14 protein-coding genes are annotated in these 15,713 nt (G+C 41.7%); 8 read left to right on the forward strand and 6 right to left on the reverse strand.

Features of this window, described 5'->3' with window-relative positions:
- Positions 1–274: 274 nt before the first annotated feature.
- From D1367_RS00780 to D1367_RS00800, 4 genes are all read left to right on the forward strand, one after another.
- Complete coding sequence (locus tag D1367_RS00780) at positions 275–1,354, forward strand: ATP-binding protein (protein ID WP_118161803.1); 1,080 nt, start codon at positions 275–277, stop codon at positions 1,352–1,354.
- Positions 1,355–1,368: 14 nt separating this feature from the next.
- Positions 1,369–1,590, forward strand: coding sequence for a hypothetical protein (locus tag D1367_RS00785; protein WP_118161806.1), 222 nt, complete (start codon positions 1,369–1,371; stop codon positions 1,588–1,590).
- Positions 1,587–1,979, forward strand: coding sequence for a type II toxin-antitoxin system VapC family toxin (locus D1367_RS00790; protein ID WP_118161808.1), 393 nt, complete (start codon positions 1,587–1,589; stop codon positions 1,977–1,979). The genes D1367_RS00785 and D1367_RS00790 overlap by 4 nt, the downstream gene beginning before the upstream one ends.
- A gap of 283 nt (positions 1,980–2,262) precedes the next feature.
- On the forward strand, positions 2,263–4,602 hold the full coding sequence (locus D1367_RS00800) for an AAA family ATPase (RefSeq protein WP_181985020.1): 2,340 nt from the start codon (positions 2,263–2,265) through the stop codon (positions 4,600–4,602).
- Positions 4,603–4,885: 283 nt separating this feature from the next.
- Here D1367_RS00800 and D1367_RS00805 read toward each other — a convergent pair whose 3' ends face one another.
- Entirely contained in the window at positions 4,886–5,200 is a 315-nt protein-coding gene (locus D1367_RS00805) for a hypothetical protein (protein ID WP_118161810.1), read from the reverse strand.
- Positions 5,201–5,646: 446 nt separating this feature from the next.
- Between D1367_RS00805 and D1367_RS00810 the strand changes: the two genes are divergently transcribed.
- Positions 5,647–6,729 (forward strand): class I fructose-bisphosphate aldolase, encoded by a 1,083-nt coding sequence (locus tag D1367_RS00810; protein ID WP_118161813.1) that lies wholly within the window; start codon positions 5,647–5,649, stop codon positions 6,727–6,729.
- Positions 6,730–6,952: 223 nt separating this feature from the next.
- Here D1367_RS00810 and D1367_RS00815 read toward each other — a convergent pair whose 3' ends face one another.
- Both D1367_RS00815 and D1367_RS00820 read right to left on the reverse strand, forming a co-directional pair.
- The gene (locus D1367_RS00815; protein ID WP_225892382.1) at positions 6,953–7,927 is read right to left on the reverse strand and encodes a M48 family metalloprotease; all 975 of its coding nucleotides are present in this window, start codon (positions 7,925–7,927) and stop codon (positions 6,953–6,955) included.
- Positions 7,928–8,142: 215 nt separating this feature from the next.
- Positions 8,143–8,811, reverse strand: a complete 669-nt coding sequence (locus D1367_RS00820; RefSeq protein ID WP_118161815.1) for a ribonuclease T2 family protein — start codon at positions 8,809–8,811, stop codon at positions 8,143–8,145.
- A gap of 178 nt (positions 8,812–8,989) precedes the next feature.
- Between D1367_RS00820 and D1367_RS00825 the strand changes: the two genes are divergently transcribed.
- Positions 8,990–10,156 (forward strand): pyridoxal phosphate-dependent aminotransferase, encoded by a 1,167-nt coding sequence (locus D1367_RS00825; RefSeq protein WP_118170989.1) that lies wholly within the window; start codon positions 8,990–8,992, stop codon positions 10,154–10,156.
- 105 nt (positions 10,157–10,261) lie between these two features.
- Here the strand turns inward: D1367_RS00825 and D1367_RS30000 are convergent, their stop codons facing one another.
- Positions 10,262–10,453 (reverse strand): hypothetical protein, encoded by a 192-nt coding sequence (locus D1367_RS30000; protein WP_147337318.1) that lies wholly within the window; start codon positions 10,451–10,453, stop codon positions 10,262–10,264.
- A 105-nt stretch (positions 10,454–10,558) separates the two neighbouring features.
- Here D1367_RS30000 and D1367_RS00830 point away from each other — a divergent pair, with 105 nt between their 5' ends.
- Entirely contained in the window at positions 10,559–11,191 is a 633-nt protein-coding gene (locus D1367_RS00830) for a hypothetical protein (RefSeq protein WP_118161818.1), read from the forward strand.
- A gap of 22 nt (positions 11,192–11,213) precedes the next feature.
- Here D1367_RS00830 and D1367_RS00835 read toward each other — a convergent pair whose 3' ends face one another.
- Both D1367_RS00835 and D1367_RS00840 read right to left on the reverse strand, forming a co-directional pair.
- Positions 11,214–12,368 carry a tetratricopeptide repeat protein gene (locus D1367_RS00835; protein ID WP_118161820.1) on the reverse strand — a complete coding sequence of 385 codons (1,155 nt, stop codon included), beginning with the start codon at positions 12,366–12,368 and terminating at the stop codon, positions 11,214–11,216.
- Positions 12,369–12,423: 55 nt separating this feature from the next.
- Positions 12,424–13,611: a glycosyltransferase gene (locus D1367_RS00840; RefSeq protein ID WP_181985021.1), complete on the reverse strand. Its 1,188-nt coding sequence runs from the start codon at positions 13,609–13,611 to the stop codon at positions 12,424–12,426.
- A gap of 748 nt (positions 13,612–14,359) precedes the next feature.
- Between D1367_RS00840 and D1367_RS00845 the strand changes: the two genes are divergently transcribed.
- Complete coding sequence (locus D1367_RS00845; RefSeq protein WP_118161825.1) at positions 14,360–15,676, forward strand: proton extrusion protein PcxA; 1,317 nt, start codon at positions 14,360–14,362, stop codon at positions 15,674–15,676.
- Positions 15,677–15,713: the final 37 nt, after the last annotated feature.

A 15,713-nucleotide genomic window follows, 5' to 3' on the forward strand; every position in this document is an offset into this window, starting at 1 on the left:
GAGTTGAGAAATAGTCACCTAATAGACGAGTTTTAGTTGATTATCGGTTAAGTTCGGGATGACTATAATTTCTAGAGTGTAAGACGTTATGGCTCAACAGCTTTGCTATTTAGCGAGTATAAAAACCTGATATACTCACAGCAGTTTCTCGATGAAGAATGATGGCGCGATCGCTCCGAGTAGCTCCAGAGTATATAGGACTTACGCACACTCTACGAATTCTTGGCGTTCTTGGCGTCTTGGCGGTTCGATAAATTAAGCTTTTCGGCAATTTTTGCGTAAGTCCTGGTATATTGAAAAAGTAAAGTCATCACTTGGGCGTAATGACTATCACAGCCAGCAGTCTTTGGCTGATGACACAGAAATTTCTCTCTCCACAGTCAAAAGCTTTCTCACTGGTAAACCTGTTGACTATCTAAATTTTGTAGAACTTAGCAAAAAACTGGGGTTAGATTGGCAAGACATTGCATACAAAGAACCACAAACTCAACCGCCTAAACCTCAGCCAACTAACGGCGAAGCATCACCCTTCATCACTGGCGCACCCATCACCCAGCCGCGTTACTTTTTTGGACGTGACAAAGAATTAAAACGCCTCTTCAACTTACTCAAACGCCATCCCCTGCAAAACGCCGCCATCATCGGAAAAAAGCGTAGTGGTAAAACATCCCTGCTGCACTACCTCAAAAATATCACCACCACCCCAGCAGAACAGCTGCGTCCTGAGCAAAAATCTGACTGGCTACCGCATCCAGAAAATTACTGTTGGATTTTCGTAGACTTGCAAGACGCACGAATGCAAAGCCGAGAAGGACTGCTAAAGTACATCCTAGAATCACTGAAGATGCAAGTGCCTACACCTTGCGATTTAGATCATTTTATGGATGTAGTCAGCGATAATTTGCATTTTCCCACAGTCATCTTATTAGATGAAATTAGTGTTGGATTGGAACGCTGTCCAGAATTAGATGATGGCTTTTGGGAATGTTTGCGGTCTTTGGCAACTAACCATACAGGGGGCAATTTAGCATTTGTTTTGGCTACTCCCGAATCACCGATGGAAATGGCGCGAAACACAGAACACAGCTCACCCTTTTTTAATATTTTCGGCTACACCGCATATCTGGGAGCATTGACTGAGACAGAAGCGCGGGAATTGATAGCGAGTTCGCCCATTGCTTTCACTGAGGAAGATATAGAGTGGATTTTGACACAAAGTTGCTGCTGGCCACTGTTGTTACAAATTCTATGTAGAGAAAGATTATTTAACTTAGAAGAAGGGGAGAATGATGATAATTGGCGTGAGGAAGGTTTACGACAAATGAAATCATTTACTCATTTATTAGATTCATAACTAGCAGAGTAACTATGAAAGCACACCGAATTGAAACAAAGTTAACTAAAAACGGAACCTTGATTCTTGAGGATTTACCGTTTCAAGCTGGGGAAGCCGTTGAAATTATCATTCTAGAGAGTCACACTCATCCCCAAGAAGCGGATTTGTATCCTTTGCGTGGCAAACAACCGTACCGTTATGATGATCCTTTTGAACCTGCTGTGCCTCTGGAAGATTGGGAAGTCTTGCAATGATTATACTGGATACCCATATATGGGTTTGGTGGGTTCAAGGTGATGCAAGACTGACCAAACAACATCAGAACTGGCTGCAACAATATGAATCCCAAGGATTAGGAATCAGCATCATGTCTTGTTGGGAAGTTGCCAAATTGGTAGAGATTGGCAAGCTAACTCTACCGTATCCAGTTGAGGAGTGGTTAACAAGAGCTTTAGCTTATCCAGGGGTGCAGCTACTCGAAGTGACAATTCCAATTATCGTTGAATCAACCCAACTCACAGGTTTTCACCGAGATCCATTTGACCAAATTATTGTAGCCACTGCCAGAATTTACAACTCTCCTTTACTAACTGTTGACGCCAAAATTCTGGCATATCCTGGGGTGCAAACTCTCAAAAATTGAAAGAAAAGTTGGCGTTGCTGGATTAACCTATGAATTGTTCTTTGCGTCTTTGCGCTGCGTGAAACTCTTTAACATCCTGATTCACCAAAGCCGAGTATTAAATAGGAGTGTGCGATGTGCGACTTATTCTTAAAACCCCTCTCCAAACCTCTCCCCGTTGGCGTCAGCCTGTCGTCAGACAAGCGGGGAGAGGCTTTAAGTCTTGCTCCCCTTCCCTACAAGGGAAGGGGCTGGGGGTTAGGTTTGAGAAAAAGTTGCACACCGCGTTAGGAGTGCAAAAACGTTGACTTCACCACAACTACCCCCCAACGCCTACACCAATGCACCCCAGCAGCACCCCAACTTAATACTCGGTAGCTTGCAACTACTTTTCTGGCTTGTCTTCCGCCCCTCAGCATGGCATAACCACCTTGAGCGTATTGACCCTGCTTTAGACTCTGGCTCCTCTCTAATTATCTTGTTGAGACAAGGGCGATGGCGGAACCTTGCTCTGTGGCGGCTGTTCATCCAGGGATACTTTATCTTACCTATCCTGGCTAACTTATTATTCGGCTTGGTGCTGTGGGCATTGGGTGAACCAATCGCAAATATAGCTTTTCGCGTGGCGTGGGGCGTGGTGTTCGGCGTGGCGTGGGGCGTGGCGTGGGGCGTGGTGTTCGGCGTGGCGTTCGGCGTGGCGGGAGGCGTGGCGGGAGGCGTGGCGGGAGGCGTGGCGGTAGGCGTGGCGGGAGGCGTGGCGGTAGGCGTGGCGGGAGGCGTGGCGGTAGGCGTGGCGGTAGGCGTGGCGGTAGGCGTGGCGGTAGGCGTGGCGGTAGGCGTGGCGGTAGGCGTGGCGGTAGGCGTGGCGTTCGGCGTGGCGTTCGGCGTGGCGTTCGGCGTGGCGTTCGGCGTGGCGTTCGGCGTGGCGTTCGGCGTGGCGTTCGGCGTGGGAATCACTATCAATTCATGGCGGCCTGTTTTATCCTTTCCATTTCTCATTCTTTGGAATTCTCTGCTCTATAGATTAGACAAAGGACGTAATGGTAAAAGCTTTTGTTTATTACGCTTTCACTCCGCCTTCTGGGATGAGTGGCAGCGTTTATATCTGCCTGGTTTGGATAAGCATCTCCTTTTCATAATCGAAAATAACCCAGTTGAAGGAAAAGCTGCTTTAGAATATCTCAGTATCAGCCCCCAGCGCTGGGCGGCTCAAGCTGCACAAATTGAACTGGATGCACGCAGTTTACAAGGCTGTGCTGATGTGGAAGCTATTCGTAAAGCTCATCGTAGTCTGGTAACTGGTGAACTAGAGAGTGAAGTTAGCCCTCTACTACAAATCTTTAGCCGTATCAGTGAGGATGTAGATGCTGCACTCAATCAAGCAAGTGCTTATAACCAGCGCTTAGTTCTTAGAGATATTGCAGATAAATTAAATCTACAGTTGCAGAACTTCGCTCGTAGCAGCGACAAATACACAGTCCGTTTCTACCCGATTATCAAAAGTTGGCGTGAGATAGTAACTAACTATATAGATGAACTGGCTAAAATTACTGAACTGCGCCAAGAAATTGACTCGCCTTACATTACTGGGAATCCCATTACACTAGAGCAAGAAATTTTCACGGGGCGTGATGATATCGGCTTACGCATCGAGCAACTACTGAGCGATCGCCGTCGTCCACCTCTGCTACTATACGGTCAGCGACGTATGGGTAAAACTTCTCTCCTCAATAACATCGGAAAGTTACTACCTAATAACATCATTCCCATGTTTGTAGACTTGCAAGGCGCACCTTCATCAGCTAGTGACCATGCAGGTTTTCTCTACAACCTGGCTAGAGAGATGGAGAAGTCAGCGAAAAAGCAAGGTGTAACTCTACCGTCCCTAGCCCGCGAAGTGCTACAATCTGACCCGTTCACCTATTTCGATGAATGGCTAGATAATGTAGAACACGCTCTAGAACAAAACACCGCCTTACTAGCGCTAGATGAATTCGAGGTGCTAGACAACGCTATAGCCAAAGGTCGCTTTGATGAACAGGATGTTTTAGGAATGCTGCGTCACCTCATCCAACATCGTCCCCGCTTCAAGGTCTTACTGGCTGGCTCTCATACTATCGAAGAATATCAGCGCTGGGCAAGTTATCTCATTAATGTCCAAGTAGTGCATATCTCGTACCTCAAAGAAGCGGAAGCACGACAATTAATTGAATGTCCCGTCAAAGATTTTACTCTCCGCTATGAACCTAACGCCGTTGAGCGAGTATTGCAACTCACCCGTTGTCATCCATTTTTAGTACAACTACTCTGTGCAGAAATTATTGTCCTTAAGAACGAACAAGACCCCTCTATCCGGCGATTGGCAACTTTAGCAGATGTGGAAGCCGCGATACCTGAAGCTTTGCAAAGTGGGGGCTTTTTCTTTGCTGACATTCAAAACAACCAAGTAGACGCGGCTGGACAAGCTATTCTACGTTTTATTGCCGCTCAAGGAGAAGGGGCTATAGTTAGCCACCAAACTTTATTGCAACATTTCCCTGATGCTGATATTACTTTCAATTTGCTGTTACAACGTGAGTTAATCGAGGAAGTTGACGACGGCTATGGCTTCCAGGTGGAGTTGATTCGTCGCTGGTTTGTTTGAATCATGTTCGGTAAATTAATTTATGATATGTTATTGCGAGTGAAGCGTTCGCGGAGCGTCTCGAAGAGAAGCAATCGCAATGACTGGGATTGCTTTTCTACGAGACGCTACGCGAACGCAATGACGGGTTTTGGATCATTTATTTTTTGGAACACTCTAATATTCTGCCCCTACAATGATTTTGAATATTAGAAGTTAGTACAGTGGTGCGTTACGCCAAAGGCTAACGCACCCTACTAAAAATAGAAGTTAAAATACACGTATATCAGGCTTAGGTGGATCTTTACCGCTTTTGCTGGCGTAATTGCTCTACTATATAGTCTTCCAGTTCTTGCCTTTCTCTCTTACTGGCATTTCGTTGATAAGTTCTTGCTGTTTCTTGCATAAACTTGCGTTTCTCGCTTGGAGAAGATTTGATACCTCCAGTGCCTTGCAGCTTTTGCTGTAATTCTTCCCAAGTCTTTTCACCCACACTTTCGCCTAGTTTGGCTAGTACCTTTGGTAATAATGTTCTTGCCTCTCTTTGAAAATCTTCTTCTGTCTCAAGGGAAGCTAAATCTATATTGCTAAAGTCTATATCGATTTGAAACTTACTCATAGAATTATCTTTGTTCTTTTAACGATTATTACCACTATAGGGGGAAGATAGATTTTACTTTATTGTCAATTCTAGTACAGCACGGTCTAAATCCAGCTACCATCTAAATTAACAAAGACAAGTTGCTCAGAGCAAATTGCTCTTGTTAGTAGGTTGCAGCAAGCAACTCTGTTAAAGACTATTAACTTAACATTGGAGAAAAATTCTGATTTGGGTGTGATCTTATCACTTCGCATCTATCTCAAGAAGTTATTTGTTTGAGAAAAAATGCAAATTCTGATAATTAAATCTCACGTTGAATCATTAAAACAAGTTTTTACAGATAATTTCAGACTGCTAATCAGAAGGATTTTACATATAGTTAATACCTCCATAACCAGGTTAGGAATATTAAAAATGCTATCTTAAAGGCAAAGGTCATTTGCTCAATTGTTGAGGAAAACGCTATGACTACAACGCTCATAGAGGCTAATTCTATCGAGTCATTGCTAGGTAAAGAGGCTGAAGACTTGCTTACCTACAAAGCAAAAGTTCCTACTGATTTACTACATTTGCCGGGGCCAGACTTTGTAGATCGCATCTGGCTCAACAGCGATCGCAATCCTCAAGTATTGCGTAATCTCCAGCTACTTTATTCTACTGGTCGTCTTGCATATACTGGATATCTGTCTATTCTACCGGTAGACCAAGGGATTGAACACTCAGCAGGTGCGTCTTTTGCGCCCAATCCGATTTACTTTGACCCAGAAAATATTATCAGGCTAGCGATCGCCGCAGGTTGCAATGCGGTTGCTACCACTTTGGGGACATTAGGGATTGTTTCGCGCAAATATGCCCACAAAATTCCCTTTATTGCCAAAATCAATCACAATGAATTGCTGACTTTCCCCAATCAATTTGACCAGGTATTGTTTGCTGATGTCGAACAAGCTTGGAATTTAGGGGCCGCCGCCGTCGGTGCGACAATTTACTTTGGTTCAGAGCATTCTACCAGACAAATTCAGGAAATCAGCAAAGCTTTTAAACGCGCCCATGAACTGGGGATGGTGACTATTCTCTGGTGCTATCTGCGGAATAACGCTTTTAAACAAGATAAAGATTACCACCTTGCAGCCGACCTCACCGGACAGGCGAATCATTTGGGTGTAACCATTGAAGCCGACATCATTAAACAAAAGTTACCAGAAAATAACAATGGTTACGGTGCAGTTGCTAAAGCTAGTGGTAAGAGTTACGGGAAAACCGATGAGCGGGTTTACACAGAATTGACAACCGATCACCCAATTGATTTAACTCGTTATCAAGTACTAAATTGTTACTCTGGGCGGGTGGGTTTGATTAATTCTGGTGGCGCGACTGGTAAAAATGACTTCGCCGAAGCAGTTCGCACGGCTGTAATTAACAAACGCGCTGGTGGTTCAGGATTAATTTCTGGGCGAAAGACCTTCCAGCGTCCCTTTGAGGAAGGTGTGAAGTTGTTTCATACCATTCAAGATGTTTACTTGTCGCCAGATGTGACGATCGCTTAGGGACTGGGGAGAAATCAATTCAAAACTTGTACTGAGCTTGTCCTGAGCGTAGCCGAAGGGCGTAGCCGAAGTATTCAAAATTCACGCATTGTTCGCGCAGCGTCTCGTAGACAATAAAAAGACTAGTACAGCACGGCGTAAATAAACCACCCATTTGAAATGTCTGAAACCCTTGCAAACAGATAATTACGAATTACGAATTACGCGCAGAGGTACTAGTCCCTTACTTCCCAAAACGAGTTTCTATATCATCTGTGAGAGAAGCACCATGACCAGAGTTAATCTTTAAGCTTGTCCGATCCTGAGAAAGGTTATAGACTAAAGGCGAACTTGCAGATATTTGGCTTTCACCATCCTCTACCAAAGACTGAGGTGGATATTGGCTCATAATCGCATTCAGCGCTTCTATGCGTTTGGGTATAGATGGATGGTTTGTGTCATATTCAAATCCAGAATTTTGCGCCAGTAACTGAAGAACTCTGAGACATCCTTCTGCTTCAAAACCTGCTTTGACAGAAGCTACGTAGGCGATTTCATCTGCTGCAATTTCTTGTGCTTCGACTTCTTCGGCGAGGCGTTGCTCCAACTCTTGCGTCTTTTTCGCTAAAATCTCATTGATACGTTTCTGGGATGCTGCTAGGCGATCGCTATTTTGTTTTTCGATCCCAGATCCTACCATACTCCCTGCAAACGCTTGCTGGACATTATTCGCTGTGAAATCCGCAACCGCAAACACAATTCCCTCCGCAGCAGCAGTTTTTTTCTCTCCCAAAACTTCTTTCTCTGCTTCTACTTTTAATTGGGCAATCAATTCTGCCTTTTTAGTTTCGTTAATACTATTGTGATTCTTAATATGATGACCCATCTCGTGAGCAACTACACAAGCCAAAGCCGAGGAATCACTCGCTAATTCGTCTAATATGCCGTTGTAAATGGGAATCAAATTGCTATCATCGCCAAATGCATTAACGTTATATTTCTGTACAATTTCCATCAGCCATGAACGATTATCATATTGATTAGCGCGTGCAATCCGATCAATTATGCGATAAAGCCCATATAAACCTTCCGGTAATTCCTCTTTCGCTCGCTGGTACACTGTTGAACCTAGTGAAATAGGTATCTCTTGTTGTCCTGGTTGAGCCTGGGCTGGTCGCCAACTGGGAAGTAACAGTAAGCACAAACAGCTGATACTCACAAATGTTCTGTTTAAGTACGACATCATAATCAACCTGACTGGATAAATATTATTTTTATCAATTCTAATCAGAACATACCCCGGAATATAACTGGTAGTTGGGCAAAATTTTTGTAAAAATTTCACAATTTAATTCTAGCTATTTCCTAGTAGAAATACTGATAAAATGCTATTTGATATCTCAGTATTTTTTTAATATGCTCCATGCCGTATTGTTATCTAACGTTTCTCAGTAAGAAATCTGGCTGACCACAACTTTTTTGCGATCGCTTCAAAATATCGGCGCTACAAATACCAGGTTCACCGTTTTTGGAATAACAAAAGAAGACTTCTTGCAAAAATCTTCCCGAACCAGAACAAAAAGGTGCTAGACCATCAGCAGTAATTTGATTATTAGCACTCACAAATGAATTTTTAAAATTTGTAATTGTAGTACGCAAAGGTTTCGCGGGACGATTATAAGCTGCGGGAATAGCGATCGCATCTTTTAATTTTTTACTCAATGCCAAGTATTCCGCAGGAGTTTTACCTGAACAAGTACCATGTTTTTCCCATTCATGATCATAAAGTTTAGTACTAGGAAACAAGTTGGGAAACCGTTGCTTTACTTGGGACGGTAATTTTTGTGTGGAACAATTAGCAGGATAACCACTTTGGTACTGCGGCCACAAACCATGTAATACAAAACCAAGTTTCCTTCCAGAACCGCACTGTTGCGGATCACGGATACCATTTGTCGCACAATAATCCGGCGACCAAGAGAGTGTCAGTACATAAAAATCAAATTTTCCCGGATTACCGGGATTTTGAGCAATGGCAGCACTAGGTATAAAAACAGCAGTAACTAACAAAGAAGATGCGATTAAAAGTGTTTTGATCTGCATATAAATAGCTAGCTTTATCTAAAATTAAAGTTATACAAAATACATTGTTAAGAGTCAAGGGCAAGAATCAGGAATTCTTTCCAATTCTCCAATCCCCAAGGAATTCAGAAAAAGCAAATCTTGGTAATGATTCTGGGATATCCTTAGATAAGTGAAAGATTTGCCAAAAATAGTAAGAATGAAGCTGGCAGCAAGAGTAAGTCAGGTAACACCTTCATTAACCTTAGCGATCGCAGCCAAGGCTAAGGCACTGAAGGCAGAGGGAATAGATGTTTGTAGTTTTAGCGCTGGAGAACCAGATTTTGATACCCCAGCCCATATCAAAGCCGCAGCAATAAAAGCTTTGGAAGAAGGCAAAACCAAGTATGGTGCAGCAGCTGGAGAACCAAAGTTAAGGGAAGCGATCGCCCACAAGCTTAAAATCGATAATGGTCTTGATTACAAGTCAGAGAATGTAATCGTCACTAATGGTGGTAAGCATTCTCTGTATAACTTGATCGTGGCGCTGATCGATCCAGGTGATGAGGTAATTATCCCTGCACCTTACTGGCTAAGTTATCCCGAAATGGTGACTTTGGTCGGTGGAGTCTCTGTAATTGTACCCACAGATGCAACGACGGGTTATAAAATTACTCCCGAACAACTCCGTAAAGCAATCACGCCTAAGACGAAGTTATTTATCCTCAACTCTCCATCTAATCCTACAGGGATGGTTTACACGCCAGATGAAATCAAAGCACTGGCGCAGGTAGTAGTTGATGCAGATATCTTTGTCGTCTCTGATGAAATTTACGAAAAGATTCTCTACGACGGTGCAGAACATATCAGCATCGGTTCTCTTTCTAAGGAAATTTTTGACCGCACTTTGATTAGTAATGGGTTTGCGAAGGCTTATTCCATGACTGGGTGGAGACTTGGTTATTTAGCGGGGCCAGTGGAAATCATTAAAGCAGCGAGTACCATCCAAGGACATAGTACATCTAACGTGTGTACCTTTGCCCAATATGGTGCGATCGCAGCGCTACAAAGTCCTCAAGATTGCGTCGAAGAAATGCGCCAAGCCTTCGCCAAACGCCGCCAGGTAATGCTAGACAGACTCAACGCCATTCCCGGATTGAGTACTGCAAAACCAGATGGCGCTTTTTATCTGTTTCCTGATATTAGCAAAACCGGTCTAAAATCTCTAGAATTTTGTGACGCTTTGCTGGGAGAATATCAAGTTGCAGCCATTCCCGGAATTGCTTTTGGGGCTGATGACAACATTCGCCTTTCCTACGCCACAGATTTGGCGACGATTGAAAAGGGAATGGATAGATTGGAGAAATTTGTCAAGTCGCGTATTTAGTTCTTTGTCATTTGTCATTTGTCAGTCGTCATTTGTCGGGAGAATTTACTAGCTCTCCAAGTTCTTAACTCCACCTTTTCAACTCAGAATGGGTGGATTTCATTTTTAAATCTGAAGTTCCGAGTTCTGAGCTTGGCGTTCCGAGTTCTGAGCTTGGCGTTCCGAGTTCTGAGCTTGGCGTTCCGAGTTCTGAGCTTGAAGTTCCGAGTTCTGAGCTTGAAGTTCCGAGTTCTGAGCTTGGCTGCATAGAATTCGATCCCCCCTAGCCCCCCTTAATAAGGGGGGAACCGGAGTCAAAGTCCCCCTTTTTAAGGGGGATTTAGGGGGATCAAGATATGTGCAACTTCACATTAAATTGGTATTACGATAAATAAATATACTTGAAACCTTTACCAATGACAAATGACAACTGAACGTCAGCGTCCGCCGATACTTAAACCAAATGAATTCTACACTTTCCGCAGCTATTTCCAAATGAAATTTGCTCCCGCCGATATTTTGCGGGAATTAGGAGTAACTTTAACTAAAACAACAATTAATTTACCTGTCGCTGCGTCAGAATTACTAACTCGACTATCAGACTTACGCCAACGCCTAGAAGAAGCGATCGCTCGTGTTAGTCTAACTAGTGAAGCGGCTAGACGCGAAGTATTAATCGCACCCATTTTGTTAGAAGTAGCCCACATCACAAAAGCAATAGTTAATATTGAGTACCCCATTGAAGTTAACCAATATCTTAGAGGTGACTTAGACTACTATCTTCAGTCAAAACATAATATCTTAGTGGTAGAAGCAAAACAGGCAGACTTAACACGGGGATTTACCCAGTTAGCGACGGAGTTGATTGCTTTGGATACGTGGGTAGAATCAGATGAGCCAATTTTGTATGGTGCTGTGACTACTGGTGATATTTGGCAGTTTGGTAGTTTTGATCGTCAAGAGCAAAAAGTGAGTCAAGATTTAATGTTGTATCGCGTACCAACTGATTTGGAAATCTTGATGCAGATTTTAGTAGGAATTTTGATGCAAAGCTAAACAGATGCAACGCCTCAAGCATCTACTTCTGAAGTTGTTTGATAATTTCCAGCGCTTTTTGGGACTCCTGTATTTTTCCTTGTTGTTTAAAGATATCTGCGGCTTGCTGCAAGTCAGTAATTGCCCCCTTTTTATCTCCCAATTCGGCGCGGGCATTTCCCCGGTTGTAGTAGGCTTGGGCATCGTTGGGATTAATCCGCAAAGCTTGGTTGTAATCTTCGATTTCCCCCTTTTTATCTCCCAATTCAAACCGAATAACACCCCGGTTGCTGTAAGCTTCGGCATCGTTGGGATTAATCCGCAAAACTTGGTTGTAATCTTCCATTGCCCCCTTTTTATCTCCCAATTCAGTGCGGAGAACACCCCGGTTGTAGTAGGCTGAGGCATAGTTGGGATTAATCCGCAAAACTTGGTTGTAATCTTCCATTGCCCCCTTTTTATCTCCAAATTCAGTGCGGAGAACACCCCGGTTGTAGTAGGCTTGGGCATAGTTGGGATTAATCCGCACAGCTTGGTTGTAATCTTCCATTGCCCCCTTTTTATCTTCCAATTGCGTGCGGGCAATACCCCGGTTGAAGTAAGCTAGGGCATCATTGGGATTAATCCGCAAAACTTGGTTGTAATCTTCAATTGCCCCCTTTTTATCTCCCAATTGGGTGCGGGCATTTCCCCGATTACCGTAAGCTTCGGCATAGTTGAGATTAATCTGCAAAGCTTGGTTGTAATCTTCGATTGCTCCCTTTTTATCTCCAAATTCAGCGCGGATAACACCCCGGTTGAAGTAAGCTAGGGCATCATTAGGATTAATCCGCAAAGCTTGGTTGTAATCCTCGATTGCCCCCTTTTTATCTCCCAATTCAGAGCGGGCAACACCCCGGTTGCTGTAGGCTAAGGCATAGTTAGGATTGAGGCGGATTGCTTCAGTATAAGCTGCGATCGCTCCTCGCAAATCTCCTTTTTTTTGCTTATCCAAACCCTGATTAAAGAGGTCTTCAGCCGTGAGTGTTGCAACTTTGGGAGCATCAGTTAGACCAATTTCCAAGAATTTTATATCGCTAGCATAATTGGACTGATTAATAGTTCCAGTAGTGGAAAATATAGCTAAAGTTGCTATAACAAAGGTTTTTGCAACGCCTATCGACAATTGACGAAACAATAATTGTTTTATAAATAACATAAACAATCAAGCCTGAAGTTTTATGTTCTGTTGTCTAATGCTACCGCACATCTATCTACATCAACTCCATTTCTCGCAACCCCTGGCGTAATCTTTTCGCCTCTTCGGGATTATACCTTTCATGAATAGCGATCGCTTTTCTAAAAGCTGTTAAACTATCTTGATGATTGCCAACTTTCAGCAAAACTACCCCTAAATTTTGATAGGCTTCGGCATAGTTAGGATTTAATGTGATTGCATTTTGATAATATGCGATCGCATCTGTAAATAAACCCAAAGCTTTAAATATCATCGCCAAATTATAATGTCCAAAAACAAAATTAGGGTCAATCTTTAAGGTTGTGGCGTAAGCAGTTTTTGCACCATTTAAATCTCCTGCTGCTTTGAGTAAGTTACCCAAGTTAATGTATGCTCCTAATTTGAGCATGGGGTAAATTGGCAATTTAATCGCAGCTTGATAATGAGAAATAGCCTGTGGGGATTTTTGCAACCGACTGTAAGCAATACCTAAATGGTAGTGGAGTTCATATAAAATATCGTAGTTTTCTTCAGCAGTGGTAATTCCTCGTCGAAGCAACTCCATACCTTGGGTAATTTTCCCAGTTTCCACATACAATGCCCCTAATTTACTGCAAACATAAGGATCGTCAGGATGAGTAGCGAGAAATCCTTCCATTGCTGTAGCTGCTTTGGCATATTTGTTATTTTGAGCGATCGCACTTTTTTGATATCCTACGTGTAAAAGTGCCACTCCTGGTAAATAACCTACTTGCCAATGGGGTTCTTTGGTTATAATTGCTGACACGCTATCATCCACTAAGGCATGATAAGGACGGTCAAAACAAATATCTGGATGATTGCGAAACAGCCTAGAAACCAGAGAATAGGGAGATTGTTCTGCACCAATTTCGTGGCGGACAAGGTTGATGAGCAGGTATTCATCTCTTGCGATCGCCTCTCGCAACTGCGGTACAATTCCTGGTGTGAGAGTTTCATCAGCATCTAATACCAGAATCCAATCTCCAGTGACATATTTTAGAGCTGCATTGCGGGCAGCACTGAAGTCATTACACCATTTAAAATGATAGACTTTTGCACCGAGTTGTTGGGCAATATTGGGAGTGTGATCGATTGAGCCTGTATCCAAGACTACCATTTCATCCACCACTTTTCGGACACTGCTCAGGCATTTAGGCAGTGTTGCTGCTTCATTTTTCACAATCATGCACAGACTGAGTTTCATATTGCCAATAAATTCTGGTTCAAATTTTTTGCTTCTAGTGACCAACTTTTATTTTGTGCCTATATAGCATCAGACCATCATAAGGCGAGTTTTTAACAAAGGACAGTCATTAGTCATTAGTCGTTTGTCATTTGTCATTTGTCAAGAGTTAGTCTCCCCCTCTCCCTATCCCCTACCCCCAGCAAGAACTGCTTTATCCCAACGACTTGCTCAGGGCATCGCAAGGGATGGAGTATGCACCAATGACCAATGACTAATGACTAATGACTACTTAATCAAAAATCCTCGAATTCTACTTGTTAGACAAGCTAACTGAAACTAACTCAAGATATATCTATTTTAGTTTTTTGACAAGATTTCTAAATAAGGCTAAGAAATCTTAACAGGCTGAGTCTCTACAAAGCTTGCTATTATTAAGCTGTATGTAATTTTGATTCCTGTCACACTAGTAGTCTGTCAAGAAATAATTGACGGATAGATTCCTTGTAGAGACGGCGATTTATTGCGTTTCCCTAACCGTCAAAATGAATTTGACAGACCACTAGTATAAGTTGGCGAAAATAAACCTACCATTAAATCAGTGAACAGTGAACAGTTAACAGTTAACTGATATAGTGGAGGACTCTGACTCCCAACCGACAAATTAACTATGTTGGGCAATGATTAATAATATTTAAAACTAGATGTTAGCCGTTTTTAATGTTTATATAACTATCATACACATTATATAGAGAATCATACATATATAATGAAAAATTCCTTCGCCAGAACAGCAAATTTACTTCGCCAAAATATCAAAGATTATTTGCGATCGCTTAACATTTGGTTTTTAGATACACCAGAAAGGGCACTCTTAGAAGCTCAACAAGCATCTGAGAGAATTAAAAACATTGAGATAGAACATTTTGAAGGCAAGAAAATCTCTTCACAATCAGTAAATTATACTGAAAATGTGATGTCTTATTGGCAAGGATACCTCGATAATAATTTAACTACTATCAAAGTAAGACTTATAGAGTTTAAGCTTAGTCGCAAAATTTTAAATCTCTCTAATCACGTATTGTTAGAAAAATTGAAAATTATTGATGAAGTTGTCGAAAAATACGCTATAAAACATGAAATGATTAGCACCAAGGCGTTATTCTCAACTTCTCAAACACTACAAATTAACCAGAGCAAAATAAACAAACATCCATCATCTAATATTATTATTAATATTATTAATAATAATAATAATAATAATATCCGACCTAAACCTCCATCTCATCAAACTAGATTCTTATCCAGGTCAATGGGTGAAAGAATTAATAGAATCAAAGCAGATATTACACCGCAGACGGAAGAAGAGTTTGTCAGAAATCACCGAATTTCTAAAAATAGGACAAGAATTGCCATAAGATTTATACTAACGTTAATCATTGTACCATTTTTAACTCAGCAGTTATCTAAAGACTTTTTAGTATATCCTATCTTAGAAAGAAGCAGAGAAAACAATATAAATCAAATTTTTATTAATTCTGATATGGAAAAAGAAGCTCTCCATGAATTACATAATTATCAGCAAAGCCTGATGTTTAAATATTTACTAAATCAAGCGCCACCAATTTCTTCAGAAGTAATAAAAGAAAAGATAAAAAACAAAGCCGTTGAAATAGCTGAGGAATTTCACAGAAAAGATAATAGTACTATTAGTAATGTATTTGCCGATTTAATTTCACTAATTTTTTTTAGTATAATTGTCATCATAAGCAAAAGAGAAATTGTGATTATTAAATCTTTTCTAGATAATATTGTTTATGGACTAAGCGATAGTGCGAAGGCTTTTTTAATTATTCTCTTTACAGACATATTCGTAGGATTTCACTCACCAGAGGGGTGGGAGGTTATTCTTGAAGGATTAGCAGAACATTTAGGACTGCCGACTAATAGAAATATAATATTTTTCTTTATCGCTACATTTCCGGTGATTTTAAACACTATCTTTAAATACTGGATATTCCGCTATCTGAGTCGCTTATCACCGTCGGCATTAGCTACATTAAAAGAGATGGACGAGGGTAATTGATAATTCATAATTCATAATTCATAATTCATAATTATTT

Origin of the sequence: Nostoc sphaeroides (assembly GCF_003443655.1) — a bacterium.
Taxonomy (GTDB): domain Bacteria; phylum Cyanobacteriota; class Cyanobacteriia; order Cyanobacteriales; family Nostocaceae; genus Nostoc; species Nostoc sphaeroides.